This window comes from Mesorhizobium sp. A623 (genome assembly GCF_054489405.1).
In genome coordinates, this window is the sequence record NZ_JBTMXB010000060.1 from 1 (window position 1) to 14,491 (window position 14,491).

13 protein-coding genes and 1 pseudogene are annotated in these 14,491 nt (G+C 61.1%); 8 read left to right on the top strand and 6 right to left on the bottom strand.

Annotation, left to right across the window (positions count from 1 at the left end; translation table 11 throughout):
- Positions 1 to 143 precede the first annotated feature (143 nt).
- The 3 genes and pseudogenes from ACX3P1_RS26595 to ACX3P1_RS26605 all read left to right on the top strand — a co-directional run.
- A pseudogene (locus ACX3P1_RS26595) lies at positions 144 to 431 on the top strand (phosphohydrolase); the annotation flags it as partial.
- A 296-nt stretch (positions 432 to 727) separates the two neighbouring features.
- Positions 728 to 1,381 (top strand): SDR family oxidoreductase, encoded by a 654-nt coding sequence (locus tag ACX3P1_RS26600; protein WP_459082578.1) that lies wholly within the window; start codon positions 728 to 730, stop codon positions 1,379 to 1,381.
- A gap of 302 nt (positions 1,382 to 1,683) precedes the next feature.
- Positions 1,684 to 1,902 carry a hypothetical protein gene (locus ACX3P1_RS26605; protein ID WP_459082580.1) on the top strand — a complete coding sequence of 73 codons (219 nt, stop codon included), beginning with the start codon at positions 1,684 to 1,686 and terminating at the stop codon, positions 1,900 to 1,902.
- A gap of 105 nt (positions 1,903 to 2,007) precedes the next feature.
- Here ACX3P1_RS26605 and ACX3P1_RS26610 read toward each other — a convergent pair whose 3' ends face one another.
- From ACX3P1_RS26610 to ACX3P1_RS26630, 5 genes are all read right to left on the bottom strand, one after another.
- Positions 2,008 to 2,202 carry a hypothetical protein gene (locus tag ACX3P1_RS26610; protein ID WP_459082582.1) on the bottom strand — a complete coding sequence of 65 codons (195 nt, stop codon included), beginning with the start codon at positions 2,200 to 2,202 and terminating at the stop codon, positions 2,008 to 2,010.
- Between the two features lie 443 nt (positions 2,203 to 2,645).
- Positions 2,646 to 2,888: a cyclophilin-like fold protein gene (locus ACX3P1_RS26615; RefSeq protein WP_459082584.1), complete on the bottom strand. Its 243-nt coding sequence runs from the start codon at positions 2,886 to 2,888 to the stop codon at positions 2,646 to 2,648.
- Entirely contained in the window at positions 2,885 to 3,055 is a 171-nt protein-coding gene (locus tag ACX3P1_RS26620; protein ID WP_459082586.1) for a hypothetical protein, read from the bottom strand. Before ACX3P1_RS26620 ends, ACX3P1_RS26615 begins: the two co-directional genes overlap by 4 nt.
- Before the next feature lie 176 nt (positions 3,056 to 3,231).
- Positions 3,232 to 4,377, bottom strand: coding sequence for a PQQ-dependent sugar dehydrogenase (locus ACX3P1_RS26625; protein ID WP_459082588.1), 1,146 nt, complete (start codon positions 4,375 to 4,377; stop codon positions 3,232 to 3,234).
- A gap of 201 nt (positions 4,378 to 4,578) precedes the next feature.
- Positions 4,579 to 5,481: a LysR substrate-binding domain-containing protein gene (locus ACX3P1_RS26630; protein WP_459082590.1), complete on the bottom strand. Its 903-nt coding sequence runs from the start codon at positions 5,479 to 5,481 to the stop codon at positions 4,579 to 4,581.
- A gap of 108 nt (positions 5,482 to 5,589) precedes the next feature.
- On the opposite strand from ACX3P1_RS26630, the gene hglS reads away from it, so the two are divergent.
- The 5 genes from hglS to ACX3P1_RS26655 are packed head-to-tail and all read left to right on the top strand — an operon-like array spanning position 5,590 to position 12,543.
- Positions 5,590 to 6,990: a 2-oxoadipate dioxygenase/decarboxylase HglS gene (hglS, locus tag ACX3P1_RS26635; RefSeq protein ID WP_459082592.1), complete on the top strand. Its 1,401-nt coding sequence runs from the start codon at positions 5,590 to 5,592 to the stop codon at positions 6,988 to 6,990.
- A gap of 9 nt (positions 6,991 to 6,999) precedes the next feature.
- On the top strand, positions 7,000 to 8,421 hold the full coding sequence (locus ACX3P1_RS26640; protein ID WP_459082594.1) for an FAD-binding oxidoreductase: 1,422 nt from the start codon (positions 7,000 to 7,002) through the stop codon (positions 8,419 to 8,421).
- Between the two features lie 23 nt (positions 8,422 to 8,444).
- A complete protein-coding gene (gene amaB / locus ACX3P1_RS26645) occupies positions 8,445 to 9,980 on the top strand; it encodes an L-piperidine-6-carboxylate dehydrogenase (protein ID WP_459082596.1) in 1,536 nt (511 codons plus the stop codon).
- 12 nt (positions 9,981 to 9,992) lie between these two features.
- A complete protein-coding gene (locus ACX3P1_RS26650; RefSeq protein WP_459082598.1) occupies positions 9,993 to 11,225 on the top strand; it encodes a pyridoxal phosphate-dependent aminotransferase in 1,233 nt (410 codons plus the stop codon).
- A gap of 34 nt (positions 11,226 to 11,259) precedes the next feature.
- Positions 11,260 to 12,543, top strand: coding sequence for an NAD(P)/FAD-dependent oxidoreductase (locus ACX3P1_RS26655; RefSeq protein ID WP_459082600.1), 1,284 nt, complete (start codon positions 11,260 to 11,262; stop codon positions 12,541 to 12,543).
- A 450-nt stretch (positions 12,544 to 12,993) separates the two neighbouring features.
- Here the strand turns inward: ACX3P1_RS26655 and ACX3P1_RS26660 are convergent, their stop codons facing one another.
- Entirely contained in the window at positions 12,994 to 14,031 is a 1,038-nt protein-coding gene (locus ACX3P1_RS26660) for an IS110 family RNA-guided transposase (protein WP_459082602.1), read from the bottom strand.
- Positions 14,032 to 14,491 lie beyond the last annotated feature (460 nt).

Consider the following 14,491-nt stretch of genomic DNA (forward strand, 5'->3'; position numbering starts at 1 on the left):
CTTGCCGAGTTGCGTCGTCTTTTCGCCGTCGATGAGCGTTTCCGCGTCGGGGCCGGTGGAATAGGCTCTCCAAACCAGCGAGCCGTCCTTCAGATTATAGGCCGCCAAAGAGCCGCGAACGCCGAATTCAGCGCCCGATATGCCGATACATGCACCCGGTGATCGCACTTACCACTGCGGGTGTCGAAATGGACGTGCTCGGCCTCACCTATGGCGAGTATGACGACGCGACGCGCGAGGCCGTGGTCTCCGCCTTCCCACGCACGCCGCAGTTCAAGGAGGACATCATCCAGGCCTTCTATGACGGCATCAGGCACAAGCCCGACACGACCTTCGGCAACGTCAAGGCCGATGTGATTGCCGACAAGGAGCCGCATTTCCACCGCGGCAACTCCTGCTCGGTCATCCGCAATTCACACTGGCACGCCTGATCGAGCCGGAGAGTTCGGGCGATGCCGTGCATTTTTTGAGTCGAACATGGTATCGTGGGAACGGCTGTCAGCTACTTTCCCAGAAGCTGTCGGTCCGTTTCCACCAAACTCAGACCTCCGCAGCCAGATCATGACTATGCCAGTGTAACCGGCGGGTGTTTGCATACGAAATTGCCTCCATAGCTGGGGGTTGCAGCGATCCCTGGCCTGACACACCATGTTGGCCTTCATGCCAGATGGCCGCAAGGCCACACACAAATAGGTGAACCTGCGCGCAAAGATGGAGACAAACGCCCATGAAGATATTTCTGATCGGAGCAACAGGTGGCGTTGGTCATCGCCTTCTGCCTCTACTTCACGCCAAGGGCCACCAGTTCGTCGGGCTACACCGCAAGCCCGAACAGGCGACGGAAATCGCTGATGCCGGCGGGACCCCGGTATTGGGCGATATTATCGCTATGACGGTCGACGATCTTGTTATCGCCGCCGAAGGCTGCGACGTGATCGTCTTTTCGGCAGGAGCGGCCGGAAGCGGTCTGGACCGAACGACCGCAATCGACGGAGACGGCCCGATCAAGGCGATCGAAGTGGCGAGAAGGCTTGGCATCTCGCGCTTCTACATCGTGTCCGCGTTTCCAGAGGCCGGACGCAGAAGCGACCGCAACGATCGATTTGAGCACTATATGGCTGAAAAGAAGCGCGCCGATGTAGCGGTAGCCGCCTCTGATCTCGATTGGGTCATTTTACGACCTGGCACGCTGGTTCATGAGGACGGAGAAGGCAAGGTCGCGCTTGGGCCAGTCATCCCCTATGGCAACGTGGCGCGCGGCAATGTCGCCCGGGTTCTCGCCGAGTTGATCGAGCGCCCGCAAATCCGCTGTGAGGTCCTGGAACTGACCGACGGGGAAACGCCGGCCGCCGAAGCGGTCCTCCGGTTACAGCGCACATAGTTCTCATAGGACGACGCAAAGCCTCTGCGGCAGCAGGCGGGGGGATGGCTTGCGGGTATTGCAGTCTGTAGAAGCCGGGTCGGTCGGGGGATGTGCGAGCCGTCGTCAGAACAATGGAGTGCCGGGATGATTCCGGCGGCTCGCGTCGACACATGTCATTATGAAGTAACGATCGGTTGATCGCGGGAATTGGCCTTGCCGCCGCCGCCGGAGGCCATAATGATGGTCACCGCCCTCGCGTCAGCAAGAGACATCATGGCTGAGCATACTTCGCCCAAAGCGCATCCATTGGCCTGGCTAATATGGGCAGGCTGCTACCCGATCTTGTGGTGCTCTACAAGGACGTCCACGCCCATCCCGAATTGTCGATGCAGGAGACTCGAACGGCGGGTATTGCCGCCGACAGGCTCAGGAAGGCCGGTTATGAGGTAACGACCGGGGTAGGCCAGACGGGAGTGGTAGGAGTGCTCCGAAATGGCGAAGGGCCTACGGTGCCGTTACCCAATGCCAATATCGGATGAATCAAGGGCGGGCGCCAGCCCACTTCGGCCACTGTCTGCGCCACTGTCAATCTTTGCTGCACAGCGCAAAGAATGACCAGAGCCGGAACCAATACGCACTCGAGCCTAGCGGCCTTTCAGGGCATCCCGCAACCGTTGCCATTCCTCGGGCGATAGCGCCGCCTCGAGCACAGCATCCACCTCAGGCAGGAAACTCATCCACATAGGTTTGCCCTGAAACTTGACATCCTCAGGGTGATGGTGAAACCGGCACAAAGCGCGGGCGGCTTCTTCTCGCGGGTCTTTGGGCTTCTTCACCATCGCCGACCTAACCGGCCCGCCTCGTGCTCCCGCAATCATGCTTTATTCGTACCAATTCGATCCGCTTCGAATCGATGCGGTCGGCCGCGGCGAGCAGAATGTCCACCACCTCGGCTTCGTCCGGCTAGCGGGGTTAGCAGCTATTGCTCGCAGTTCATCAACGATTGTCGGCATTGTCTCTCCTGCTCGTTTGAGCCGTTGTATGCGAATTCCTCGACCGTACGCAAATTCTCCCATTCATTCGAGGTTCTTCAAGATCAACCCTGGGGCATCGCCTTGATCCTCCGAGGGCTTGAAAGGGGTTCATTCTTCGTCTCGAGGCTCGGGGGAGTTGCGCTAGAGCAGCGCAGCCTGTCTCAACAGTACCTGTGGTTCGTGGCTCGAAACTCTGTTAGCGGTGCGGCATCTGCTCCACGCTCCCGCTGTGTTGCGTTGAACTCGCCTCATTCAGCGCGATGAATTCTCACTGTTACGGGTCCGGGACGATCAAAGATCGCAACGTTACCAGTGACTTGCCCGAGCACGATGATCCCTGGTTGCGGGACACGGGCGCTCCGATAGTAGATTACGAAATGATCGGAGCTCCAGAGCCCGAGGATTCCGCTGAAGAAATCGCGTTGCCGTGCAATTTTGGGCAAGGGTGACGGCAGATTACCGGCTTTCTCCTGCCGTAGATGGTCGTTCATTCGATGGTGAGCGGCAGCATCCGAGCCAAAGCCTTTGCGGCCCCGTCATCGGCAAGATCGGCGGTGACCTCGCCCCAATCGGAAGAAATTCGAATGCACTCTTGAGCCATGGCAGGTCCTGCAAATCCCAGCATAATGACGCCTGTTATCAGGATCGAACGCAGCACGCGATCGGCTCGCCAACTTTCAAACCGGTAAGGGGCCTGGGCGGCGTAGACAAGCACCATCACCTTTCAGGCGAGGTGCTGATCGAAGAAGCAAGCCAGCTTGTCGAACTGGATCGTCATTTCAGTTCCCATTCTTGTTAAAGGCGGCGAAACAAAATGTTCGCGCGCTCGTTCCATCAGCTCTCCGGCGTCAGGCGCAGTAGGCGGCCCGGATTGGCATCCTCGATGATCCAGACTGCGCCATCGGGGGCAACGGCGACATCGCGGATACGTGCGCCCATGTTCCACCGCCCAACCTCGTCGGGCCGGCCATTGGCGTCAAACGCTACGCGAACGAGAGCGCGCGCCGAAAGGCCGCCGATCAGCGCGGAGCCTTGCCATTGCGGGAACATCGCGCCCTCGTAGAAAGCGAGACCGGCGGGTGATATGACCGGATTCCAATAGACAGCCGGAGCGGCGAACTCCGGCCGCGTCTTGTGGTCAGGAATAGACGCGCCGCTATACTCGTTGCCGTTCGACACGAGCGGCCAGCCGTAATTCCGGCCCTGCTCGATCAGGTTCAACTCGTCGCCGCCGCGCGGCCCCATTTCATGCAGCCAAAGTCGTCCGTCTGGCGCGAAGGCGAGGCCGTAGGGATTGCGATGGCCTGTCGTCCATGTCTCAGCCTGCACACCACCTTGAGCGGCGAGGGAATTGTCCGGTGGCGTGCTGCCATCGAGATTGAGGCGCAGCACCTTGCCGCGAGCCTGGTCGGGATCCTGCGCGCTCGCCGGCTGCATCCTGTCGCCGACAGTCAGGAGCAGATGGGCTCTCTGCGGATCGAAAGCGATGATGCCGCCCGGCTGGCCGCCGCCACCTCCGGGCGTCTGTCGCCAGATCACCGCGCGGTCGGTAAGCGCTGCCCCGTCGTCGAAAACGGAAAGCGTGGCGCGGGACAGTGCGAGACGGCTGCCGCCGTCATCCGGTTCGACATAGGTGAAGTAGATATGCGAGCTGGTCACGAAATCCGGGGCAGGTGCAATATCGAGAAGACCGTTCTGGCCGGATGCAACGACCTCGGGCACGTTGTCGAGTTCGAGCTTCTGGCCAGCCTGGGTGACGAGAAAGATCCGGCCCGGCTTTTCGGTAACGAGCATTCTCCCATCGGGCAGAAAGGCGATCGCCCACGGCGTGTCGAACTCGGCGACGGTCTGCGCGGTGAAAGGAAGGCTGGTGCTCGCCGCCCGATCGCCGGCATTGATGCTCTGGGCGTGCGCGGCGCCGTGGAATATAAAGGCTGTCGCCAGTGCAACCGCTGCCAGAAATGTCTTACGCCGAGCCATAATGCCTCCGATGTGCAGATCATTGCCTTGGGAAACGCCGCGGTAGATTAAGCGATGCGTCGCTTCTCCTGACCCAGCGGTAGCCTCGGACAAATCGATTAAAATTCAGCGGCGCGCTGACCCAACTCATTATGTTCTGTAGGTAACAGGGAAAGACTGCCTTGGTGGCGCGACGGAATGAATCATGACCACCGGGCGGTTTTAGTCGTTGAGTCCAGTCTGCGTTATCAGCCATGAAACGAAATGCCGGCTAACGGAAGACGGCGTTTTTACCTCCGGCACCACCACATAGTACGAGTTTTCTGTTTTCATGGGCAGGTCCACGACGACGGATAACGCTCCCGATTTTAGCTCCTGTTCGATGAGATAGCGTGGCAACAAGGCATACCCCATGCCCGCGACCGCCGCTTCGATGATCATCGAGAACTGATCGAAACGGTGGCCGCGATAGGCCGTCTCCGGGGACACGCCCGCCAGTTCGAACCACTGGGCCCAGAGTTTCGGGCGGGTCGCCAGATGAAGCAGCGGCTTGTCCATCAGGTCGGCAGGAGCGATGCCGGCATCCTGCGCCACCGCCCCGCGGCTCGCGACCGGCAGGATGGATTCACTGCAAAGATAGGTGCAGATGCCGCGCGCCCAGACCGGCTGTCCGTAATGGATGGCCAGTTCGAAATTTTCTTCCTCGAAGTCGAACGGCGCCGAGCGGGAGCCGATGTTCAACACCGTATCGGGATGCTGGCGCAGGAAGTCGGGCAGTCGCGGGCTGAGCCAGCGGCTGCCGAATGTCGGCAAGGTGGCGATGCTCAGGCTCGCCCTGGCGTCGGCGGACGACATGGCCCGCAGCATCGTCTCTTCCGCCTGCTGTAAGAGCTTCCTGGCCTCCGGCAGGAAGTGCTGTCCGGATTGGGAAAGCACGACGCGTTGGCGGATGCGCTCGAACAGCCGCGTGCCCAGATGGTTTTCCAGATCCTTGACCTGCCGGCTGACGGCGCTCTGCGTCAGATTGAGTTCGCGGGCGGCGCGCGTGAAACTCGCATGCCTTGCCGCGCATTCAAAAGCCTGGACGGCAATCAGGTCCGGCATCAGCCTTCTGCTTAATGTCATGCGTATCTCGCATCAACCTAGTCGAAACCAGCGCAATCTTCGCCGTCCTGTATGCAGTATCACGATTCCAGGAATGATCTGCCTGTTTTTAACTCGGGACTGAATCTGATGGAAAAAATCGTCTTCGTAGCGCCAGACGGTATACGCGCGGCCTTCTCCGCCGCCATGTCGGCCATGTACCGCGAGGAAGTGCCGGCTTACGGCACGCTGATGGAACTGGTGGCCGACGTGAATGCCAGGACGCTCGATGATGCTCCCGCGCTCCGGCAAAGCCTCGAAGCAACCGATTCCCTCGACCGGATTTCGCAGGAACGGCACGGTGCGATCCGGCTCGGCACGCCGGGGGAACTGGCCATGATGCGGCGTGTCTTCGCCGTCATGGACATGTTTCCGGTCGGTTATTACGACCTCACCACGGCGGGCGTGCCCGTTCATTCGACGGCGTTCCGTCCGGTTGGGGCCGGTGCGCTCAGCCGCAATCCGTTCCGCGTCTTCACTTCACTGCTCAGGATCGACCTGATCGAAGATCGGACCTTGCGCGCGGAAGTGGAGGCAACTCTTGCCGCCCGCCGGATTTTTACGGAAAGCGCCGTTGAACTGACCGCCAAAGCCGAGAAGCAGGGCGGCCTCAATAAAGCGGATGGGGATCGTTTCGTCGCCGAAATCCTCGAAACGTTCCGCTGGCACGACCGGGCCTGCGTCAGTCTGGACATGTATCACCGGCTGCATGAGGCCCATCGGCTGATTGCCGACGTCGTTTCCTTCAAGGGGCCGCATATCAACCATCTGACCCCGCGCACGGTGGATATCGACGCCGTGCAACGCGGCATGCCGGCCAAGGGCATTGCGCCTAAGGCCGTCATCGAGGGCCCGCCGAGCCGCCGATGCCCGATCCTGCTTCGGCAGACCTCGTTCAAGGCGCTGGACGAGCCGGTCGCGTTCCGGTCGAATGACGGCAGATGGAAGGCAGGCTCGCATACCGCCCGCTTCGGCGAGATCGAGCAGCGCGGCGTCGCGCTTACGCCAAAGGGACGCGCGCTTTACGACAGCTTGCTGGACAAGGTGCGACAGATCGTGCGCCCGGCTGCCGACGGCTCGAACGCCGCCGAATATCAAGCGGCGCTGGCGCGTGTCTTCAAGGGTTTTCCGGACGACTGGAATAGCATTCGGGCGGAAAACCTCGGCTATTTCAGCTATTCGCTGACCGAACGAGGTCAAAACAGCGGTAATATCGAGACGGATGACCTCGAGTGGCTGATCGGCGAAGGCCTGATCCGCTTCGACCCGATTGTCTACGAGGATTTCCTTCCCGTCAGTGCGGCCGGCATCTTCCAGTCCAATCTGGGCGATGGCGCGGCACAGGACTTTGTCGCCAGTCCCAATCAAAAGCGTTTCGAGATCGATCTCGGCGCGAATGTCCTTGACGAATTTGAGCATTACGCCGTCATCGAGCAGGCTTCGATCAAGAATTGCCGCCACGCACTGCGCGGCCTCCAGGCAGCGGAGTAGCGGGCAGGCATGATCTTAGAACGGCACAGGGCGGTTCTGGTCGAAATCCTCGGCGACAAGGGTGTCGTGGCGGATCCTGCCGGCATGGCCGCCTATGCGACCGGCGCGCGTTATGACGAGGGCCGCGCCGCTTTTGTGTTGCGTCCGCAAACGACGGAAGAGGTGTCGGCCTGCGTCGCCTATTGCGTGCGTGAAAACCTTTCGCTCGTGGCGCAGTCGGGCAATACCGGGCTGGTGTCGGGTTCGACCCCGGACGGCAGCGGCGCGCAGATCGTGCTCAGCCTCGACCGGATGACCGGCAATTTCGAACTCGACGCCGACAACCGTTCGCTGCGCCTCGATGCCGGGTTCAGGCTTTCCGATGTCAACGCACGGCTGGAGCAGGCCGGGCTGTTCTTCCCCATCGACCTCGGCGCCGACCCGCGTATCGGCGGCATGCTGGCGACCAATACCGGCGGCTCGCGCTTCCTCAAATATGGTGATGTGCGCCGCAACACGCTGGGGATAAAAGTCGCCCTCGCGGATGAGGCCGGCACGGTCGTCGACCTGATGGCAGGGCTGCGCAAGAACAATACCGGCGTCGACTGGAAGCAGCTATTCATCGGAACGTCCGGCGTCTTCGGCGTCATCACCGAATGCGTGCTCAATCTCGAACCGTTGCCGAGGCAGGTCGCGACGGCCTATCTGGTGCCGCGCTCCGGGGCCGATATCATGCCCTTGCTGCGGGCGATGGAACAGCGCCTCGGTTCGTATCTTTCCGCGCTCGAAGGCATGTCGAAAAACGCCATGTCGGCAGCTTTCGCTCATGTCCCCTCGCTCCGGAATCCGTTCCAGAACGGCGAGATTCCCGACTATGTCATCATGGCCGAAATCTCCCGCAGTTGGCAGCCGCGCTCCGGCGAACAGTCGCTCGACGCCGTTCTGGAGGCGGTGCTGACCGAGATCTGGGAAAGTGCGGATGCCCCGCTTGCCGATGCCTTCGTCGGGCCGGCACACGAGATGTGGGCGCTGCGGCATGCCCTTTCGGAAGGCGTGAAGCATGCGGGCAGGCTGATCGCTTTCGACCTGTCGTTCCACCGCGCGGACGTAGCGGCATTCTGCGACTGGATGAAAGCCGAACTGCCCCGAAAATTCGCCCATGTCGGAATTTTCGACTTCGGCCATATCGGCGACGGCGGCGTCCATTTCAATCTGGTGGTGGACGAGGCGTCGGCCGGTCCGGTCGATGCCGGTTTCGATGCGGGCTTGCGCGATTGGGTCTATTCGATTGCCGTGGAGAAGTTCGGCGGCAGCTTCAGCGCCGAGCATGGCGTCGGCCGCAAGAACCAGGCCTATTACGACCTATATACAGCGCAGAAGAACAAGTATCTGGCCGCTGGCCTCAAGCAACTGACGTCGCCGGGACATCTCGGCGTTGTGCGTTTTGGCTAAGCCTCAACGAAGGAGTTTTCAGGATGAACATCGCGCATAAACCGGTCCATGTGGCAAACGAAACCGCCGATCTTCTGGCGAAGCTGGGTGTTGCCGGCGGCGTGCTCGAGGGCGGCGACCTTTCGGTAGCGAGCCCGGTGACGGGCGAACAGATCGCCGCGTTGAAGACGATTTCGCCGGCCGATGCCGGCAAGGCCATCGATGCCGCACACGAGGCGTTCAAGGCATGGCGGCTGGTGCCGGGGCCGAAGCGCGGTGAACTGGTGCGGCTGCTGGGCGAAGAACTGCGCGCCCACAAGACCGAGCTTGGCCGGCTGGTTTCCATCGAGGTCGGCAAGATCCCGTCCGAGGGCCTGGGCGAAGTGCAGGAAATGATCGACATCTGCGATTTCGCGGTCGGTCTTTCCCGCCAACTCTACGGCCTGACCATCGCCACCGAGCGTCCCGGCCACCGCATGATGGAAACCTGGCATCCGCTCGGCGTCGTCGGCGTCATCTCGGCCTTCAATTTTCCGGTCGCGGTGTGGTCGTGGAACACGGCCCTGGCGCTGGTCTGCGGCGATGCGGTAGTGTGGAAGCCTTCGGAAAAGACGCCGCTGACGGCCCTTGCCTGCGAGGCGATCTTTGCCCGCGCCGTCGCGCGTTTCGGCAAGGATGCGCCGGCTGGCCTGCTGTCGGTGCTGATCGGCGACCGCGCCGTCGGCGAGGTGCTGGTCGATCATCCCAAGGTGTCGCTGGTGTCAGCGACAGGCTCGACCCGCATGGGCCGCGATGTCGGCCCGCGCCTGGCCAAGCGCTTTGCCCGCGCCATCCTGGAACTGGGCGGCAACAATGCCGGCATCGTATGCCCGTCCGCCGATCTCGACATGGCGCTGCGCGCGATTGCCTTCGGCGCGATGGGCACCGCCGGCCAGCGCTGCACCACGCTGCGTCGCCTGTTCGTGCATGACAGCGTCTATGACCAGCTCGTGCCACGCCTGAAGAAAGCCTATCTGAGCGTGTCGGTGGGCAACCCGCTGGAGACTGCCTCGCTCGTCGGACCGTTGATCGACAAGCAGGCCTTTGACGGCATGCAGAAGGCGATCAAGGAAGCCGAAGCGCATGGCGGCAAGGTTACGGGCGGCAACCGCGCCGAGAACGGCCACAAGGATGCCTATTATGTGCATCCGGCGCTGGTCGAAATGCCGAAGCAGGCCGGTCCGGTGCTGGAAGAAACCTTCGCGCCGATCCTCTATGTGATGAAATATTCTGACTTCGACGCGGCGCTCGAGCAGCACAATGCGGTCGGGGCCGGCCTGTCGTCGTCGATCTTCACGCGCGACCTGCAGGAAGCGGAACTGTTCCTGTCGGCCGGCGGTTCGGACTGCGGCATCGCCAACGTCAATATCGGCACGTCGGGGGCCGAGATCGGCGGCGCGTTCGGCGGCGAGAAGGAAACCGGCGGCGGCCGCGAGAGCGGATCGGACGCGTGGAAGGCCTATATGCGCCGCGCCACCAACACCGTGAACTACTCCAAGGAACTGCCGCTGGCGCAGGGCGTCTCCTTCGATATCGAGTGAGGAGTTTTTGCCATGAATGCCAATCCGACAATTGATGAAGCCGGTTTCGTTCCGGCTTCGCGTATCGCCAATATCGGGGTGTCGAAAATCCTGAAGATCGGTGCCCGCGCGCAGGCGATGAAGCGCGAGGGCAAGCCGGTGATCATCCTGGGCGCGGGCGAGCCGGATTTCGACACGCCCGATAACGTCAAGCAGGCCGCTTGGCGCGCCATCGAGCGGGGCGACACGAAATACACCGCGCTCGACGGCACGCCCGAACTCAAGCAGGCGATCCGCGAAAAGTTCAGTCGCGAAAACGGCCTCGACTATGCCCTGGATGAAATAACGGTGGCCACCGGCGCCAAGCAGATCCTGTTCAACGCGATGATGGCGACGCTCAACCCGGGCGACGAGGTCATCATCCCGACGCCCTATTGGACCTCCTATTCCGACATCGTCGAGATCGCGGAAGGCAAGCCCGTTCTCATCCCTTGCGACGCGGAATCGGGCTTCAGGCTGACGGCGAGCCAGTTGGAGACGGCGATCACACCACGGACGAAATGGGTCATCCTCAACTCGCCCTCCAACCCCTCGGGCGCGGCCTATGGCAAGGCTCACTACCAGCCGCTGATCGAGGTCCTGCTGCGGCATCCGCATGTGCGCCTGCTGGTCGACGACATGTATGAGCACATCGTCTATGACGGCTTCCGCTTCGTCACGCCTGCCGCGCTGGAGCCGCGCCTCAAGGCGCGGACGCTGACCGTCAACGGCGTGTCGAAAGCCTATGCCATGACGGGATGGCGCATCGGTTATGCCGGTGGGTCGCGCGACCTGATAAAGGCGATGGCGGTGGTGCAAAGCCAGTCGACATCCTGCCCGTCCTCGATCAGCCAGGCTGCGGCGGTCGAGGCGCTATCTGGGCCGCAAACCTTCCTGAAGGAGCGAGCGGAAAGTTTCAGGCATCGCCGCGACCTCGTCGTTGCCGGGTTGAACGCCATTGACGGGCTGGATTGCCGGGTGCCGGAAGGCGCCTTCTACACCTTCGCCAGTTGCGCGGGCGTGCTCGGAAAGGTGACGCCGGCCGGCGTACGGATCGAAACCGACAGCGATTTTTGCGACTACCTTCTCGACCACGCCCATGTCGCGGTGGTTCCCGGTTCCGCATTCGGGCTGTCGCCCTATTTCCGCATTTCCTATGCGACCTCCGAAGCGAAACTCACGGAAGCATTGCGCCGTATTGCGGCGGCCTGCGCCAGCCTGGATTGAACGGCGGCAATACCCTTATCGACAGGACACAGCGATGCTGAACGATGCCCGCTCCCATGGATTGTGGGAGGCGACCGCGCCGCAGGCCCCGACGACGGCCGCGCTTGATCGGAGCCTTTCGGCCGATGTGGTCGTCGTCGGCGGTGGCTATACGGGCATGTCGTGCGCGCTTCATCTGGCGGAGGCGGGCAGGCGCGTGGTCTTGCTGGAGGGGCGGGAGATCGGCTTCGGCGGCGCGGGCCGCAATGTCGGGCTGATCAATGCCGGCCTTTGGGTCATGCCGGACGATCTGGCGACCAAGCTTGGGCCGGTCCATGGCGAACGGCTGTTGCACCTGCTTGGCGACGGCCCTTCTCTGGTGATGGACATGATCGACCGGCATCGCATCGACTGCGAACTTGAGCGAAACGGCACGCTTCACTGTGCCGTCGGTCCGGCAGGCTTGAAGGAGATCAGGGAACGCGAGGCGCAATGGAAAAGACGCGGTGCGCCAGTCGAGGGCCTCGACGCCGAAGAAACCGCAAAAAGGCTGGGTAGCCACGCTTATGCCGGGTCCTTGCTGGACCGGCGTGCCGGCACCTTGCAGCCACTCGCCTACGCCCGCGGCCTTGCCCATGCCTGTGTTGGTGCCGGTGCCGAACTCTACACATCGAGCCCGGTCGTGGCGGCCGACAAGACAGGCGACCGCTGGACCGTTCGCACGGCAGGTGGCACGGTAGACGCAGAGTGGGTGGTGGTTGCCACCGACGCCTATAGTACGGGGCCGTGGCAAAGCGTTCGTACCGAACAGGTGCATCTGCCCTATTTCAATCTAGCGACCCGACCGATCGACGCCGATTTGCTGCGGACGATCTTGCCTGGCCGCGAAGGCGTTTGGGACACCAAGACGATCCTGTCATCCTTCAGGATGGACCGGTCGGGGCGCCTCGTGTTCGGCAGCGTCGGCGCGCTGCGAGGCACTGGGGCCGGCATCCACAAGGCATGGGCTCGCCGGGCCCTTGCAAGGCTCTATCCCCAGCTTGGCCGGATCGAGTTCGAGCATGAATGGTACGGGCAGATCGGCATGACGGCCGACGCCCTGCCGCGCTTTCATAAGTTCGGCAAAAACGGCGTCGGCTTCTCGGGCTACAATGGGCGGGGTATCGCGCCCGGCACTGTATTCGGTCGTGAACTCGCGCTGCTGATCCTGGGTGAGAAGAGCGAAGCGGATATGCCGCTTCCCCTTTCGGAGATAACGCAGACCTCCTTCCTTCGACCTCGTGAAGCCTATTACGAAATAGGAGCCCAGATCGCTCACCTAGCTACGGCTCGTTCCTGACTGGAAAGCAACGTATCGCGCGAAAGCGGGGCTGGCTTTGAGATCGACAGGCATAAAAATAGAGCCCTGAAGCGCGTCACCTGAACAAGTTCGGACGCGTCGCATCTTGGGCGTGGCTGAAGCGTTGCTTATGTGGCGGCGTTCGCCAAGCTTGAAATCGCTTCTCTATTCGGCTGGTAAAGGTCAAGCGCTTTCGAACGTTTTCGCTTTTCCGGCTTTGGGTGTCTTTCGCAGGGCCTTGCTTCTCTCCGGGATCGGCTCTTTGGCCCTCCCATCATGGGGTTAGAATGATGAAGCAGAACAATCTTGCATGCGTTCTGAGCGTCAATCTACGATCGAACAAAGCGATTTTCGAACTTGCTTCACCCTCGTCCTGCGGCGGACACCTATCCGCCAGGCAGCGGATTCCATTATCTCCTTCGTTTATGCGACGCCGTTATCCGATTTAGATCAGGTCGCAGCGGGCAAATCATCTCGCGTCCAGCAAAATTCAGTGCCGTCACTCATCATGCGATGCATGATGACCGCCAGCCTTCGGGCGAGCGCGACAATAGCCTTTCGCATGCCGCGCCGTTTGGCGATGTACATCGCCCAGGCCTTCAGCCATGACCATTTTCTCACATTGATCATCAAGGTCTGGGCGGCTTCGTAAAGCAGCGTTCGCATCATCGCGTCGCCGCACAACGATATACATCCAACACGCTTGCTTTCTCCCGACTCGTTGAGCCTCGGCGTCAGCCCCAATATCGGTCCAACCGCCTTCGAGTTCTTGAACCGCTGCGGTATGTCGATGGTGCCCGTAAACGCTAGCGATACGACGGGACCAACACCAGGGACTGTCATCAGCAACCGGCACATCTCGTCGTTACGCGAGATGTCCAGAACCTTCTTGTGTAACCGAGAGAATTCCTCACGCAATTTACTCCTCGCTGTCAGCAGGGTCTCCATGACTTCCTGAAGATCCACCATGTCATCGACCAACTCACGAATCCGCTCCGCGAATTTGATGGTTCCGACGTTCCCGACCTTCAGCCCAAAATTGCGCAACAGTCCGCGAATGTCGTTCTCAATGGCAATTGCTTTTCTCAGCAGTAGCTCCCGTGCCGTCAACAGGGCGCGCCGCTTCTGGCTCGTCAGCGTCTTCACATGCACCGGGCGGTACAGGTTGACCCGCATCATCTGCGCGATGCCGCGTGCGTCATTGCGATCAGTCTTGTTAGGCTGTGCCTTCAGAAACGCTTTAACGTGGCGCGTTTCCATGCAGATCACCGGAAACCCCGCCCTGGCCAAACCCTCGAAAAGCCACTGCGACAGAGGTCCGGCTTCAAGGCCAATCCTCTCGATAGGTTGCAGTTGGTCCTTCATGACCGCAATCAGGTCATCGGGGTGGCTGGGAACCGTCACCTCCCGGCAAATCTTGCCCGTTTCGTCGACAATGCAAACTGATGTCACTTTGACAGAGACATCGAGGCCGATAAAATGTTTCACGCTGCGCTCCTTTCGATGCTTGTGGCTGCTTCGTGCAGACCACGTTTATCATCGCTCGAAGCGCAGCACCTTTCTCCTACCATCCATCATCGTCAGAAAGTGAGGCTCAAGCCGGATACCCCATCTTGCATAACTTGAAGTTATGTTTGGTGGCATTTTTTATGGCCCTGATCAACCCCCGCTTAATGCTAGCGTTTCCATTCCTGGCAGGCCTGTTCTCGGCACTCGCCTGAGGAGCTTGAGGTCAAGACAGCATTGAGGTGACATTCTAGCCTTCCTCCGTCCATCAATCCGAGGGAAGATCAGCCACAGTATCCCTCTATATCGTCATCCTTGGCGAAACTGATTACCGGCTCCATCGTCGCCAGTACGTCGTCGGAGAGCCAGCACAGGCTCTGATGGCCGTCGCCCAGGTCCTTGACCGGCGGCACCTGCGTTTCGCATTTGTTGCCGGGCACCA

Coding starts and splice junctions, on each gene's coding strand:
- ACX3P1_RS26655 (WP_459082600.1), top strand. CDS start 11,260: ATGCTGAACGATGCCCGCTCCCATGGATTGTGGGAGGCGACCGCGCCG.
- ACX3P1_RS26600 (WP_459082578.1), top strand. CDS start 728: ATGAAGATATTTCTGATCGGAGCAACAGGTGGCGTTGGTCATCGCCTT.
- ACX3P1_RS26630 (WP_459082590.1), bottom strand. CDS start 5,481: ATGACATTAAGCAGAAGGCTGATGCCGGACCTGATTGCCGTCCAGGCT.
- ACX3P1_RS26650 (WP_459082598.1), top strand. CDS start 9,993: ATGAATGCCAATCCGACAATTGATGAAGCCGGTTTCGTTCCGGCTTCG.
- hglS (WP_459082592.1), top strand. CDS start 5,590: ATGGAAAAAATCGTCTTCGTAGCGCCAGACGGTATACGCGCGGCCTTC.
- ACX3P1_RS26610 (WP_459082582.1), bottom strand. CDS start 2,202: ATGGTGAAGAAGCCCAAAGACCCGCGAGAAGAAGCCGCCCGCGCTTTG.
- amaB (WP_459082596.1), top strand. CDS start 8,445: ATGAACATCGCGCATAAACCGGTCCATGTGGCAAACGAAACCGCCGAT.
- ACX3P1_RS26615 (WP_459082584.1), bottom strand. CDS start 2,888: ATGAACGACCATCTACGGCAGGAGAAAGCCGGTAATCTGCCGTCACCC.
- ACX3P1_RS26605 (WP_459082580.1), top strand. CDS start 1,684: ATGGGCAGGCTGCTACCCGATCTTGTGGTGCTCTACAAGGACGTCCAC.
- ACX3P1_RS26640 (WP_459082594.1), top strand. CDS start 7,000: ATGATCTTAGAACGGCACAGGGCGGTTCTGGTCGAAATCCTCGGCGAC.
- ACX3P1_RS26625 (WP_459082588.1), bottom strand. CDS start 4,377: ATGGCTCGGCGTAAGACATTTCTGGCAGCGGTTGCACTGGCGACAGCC.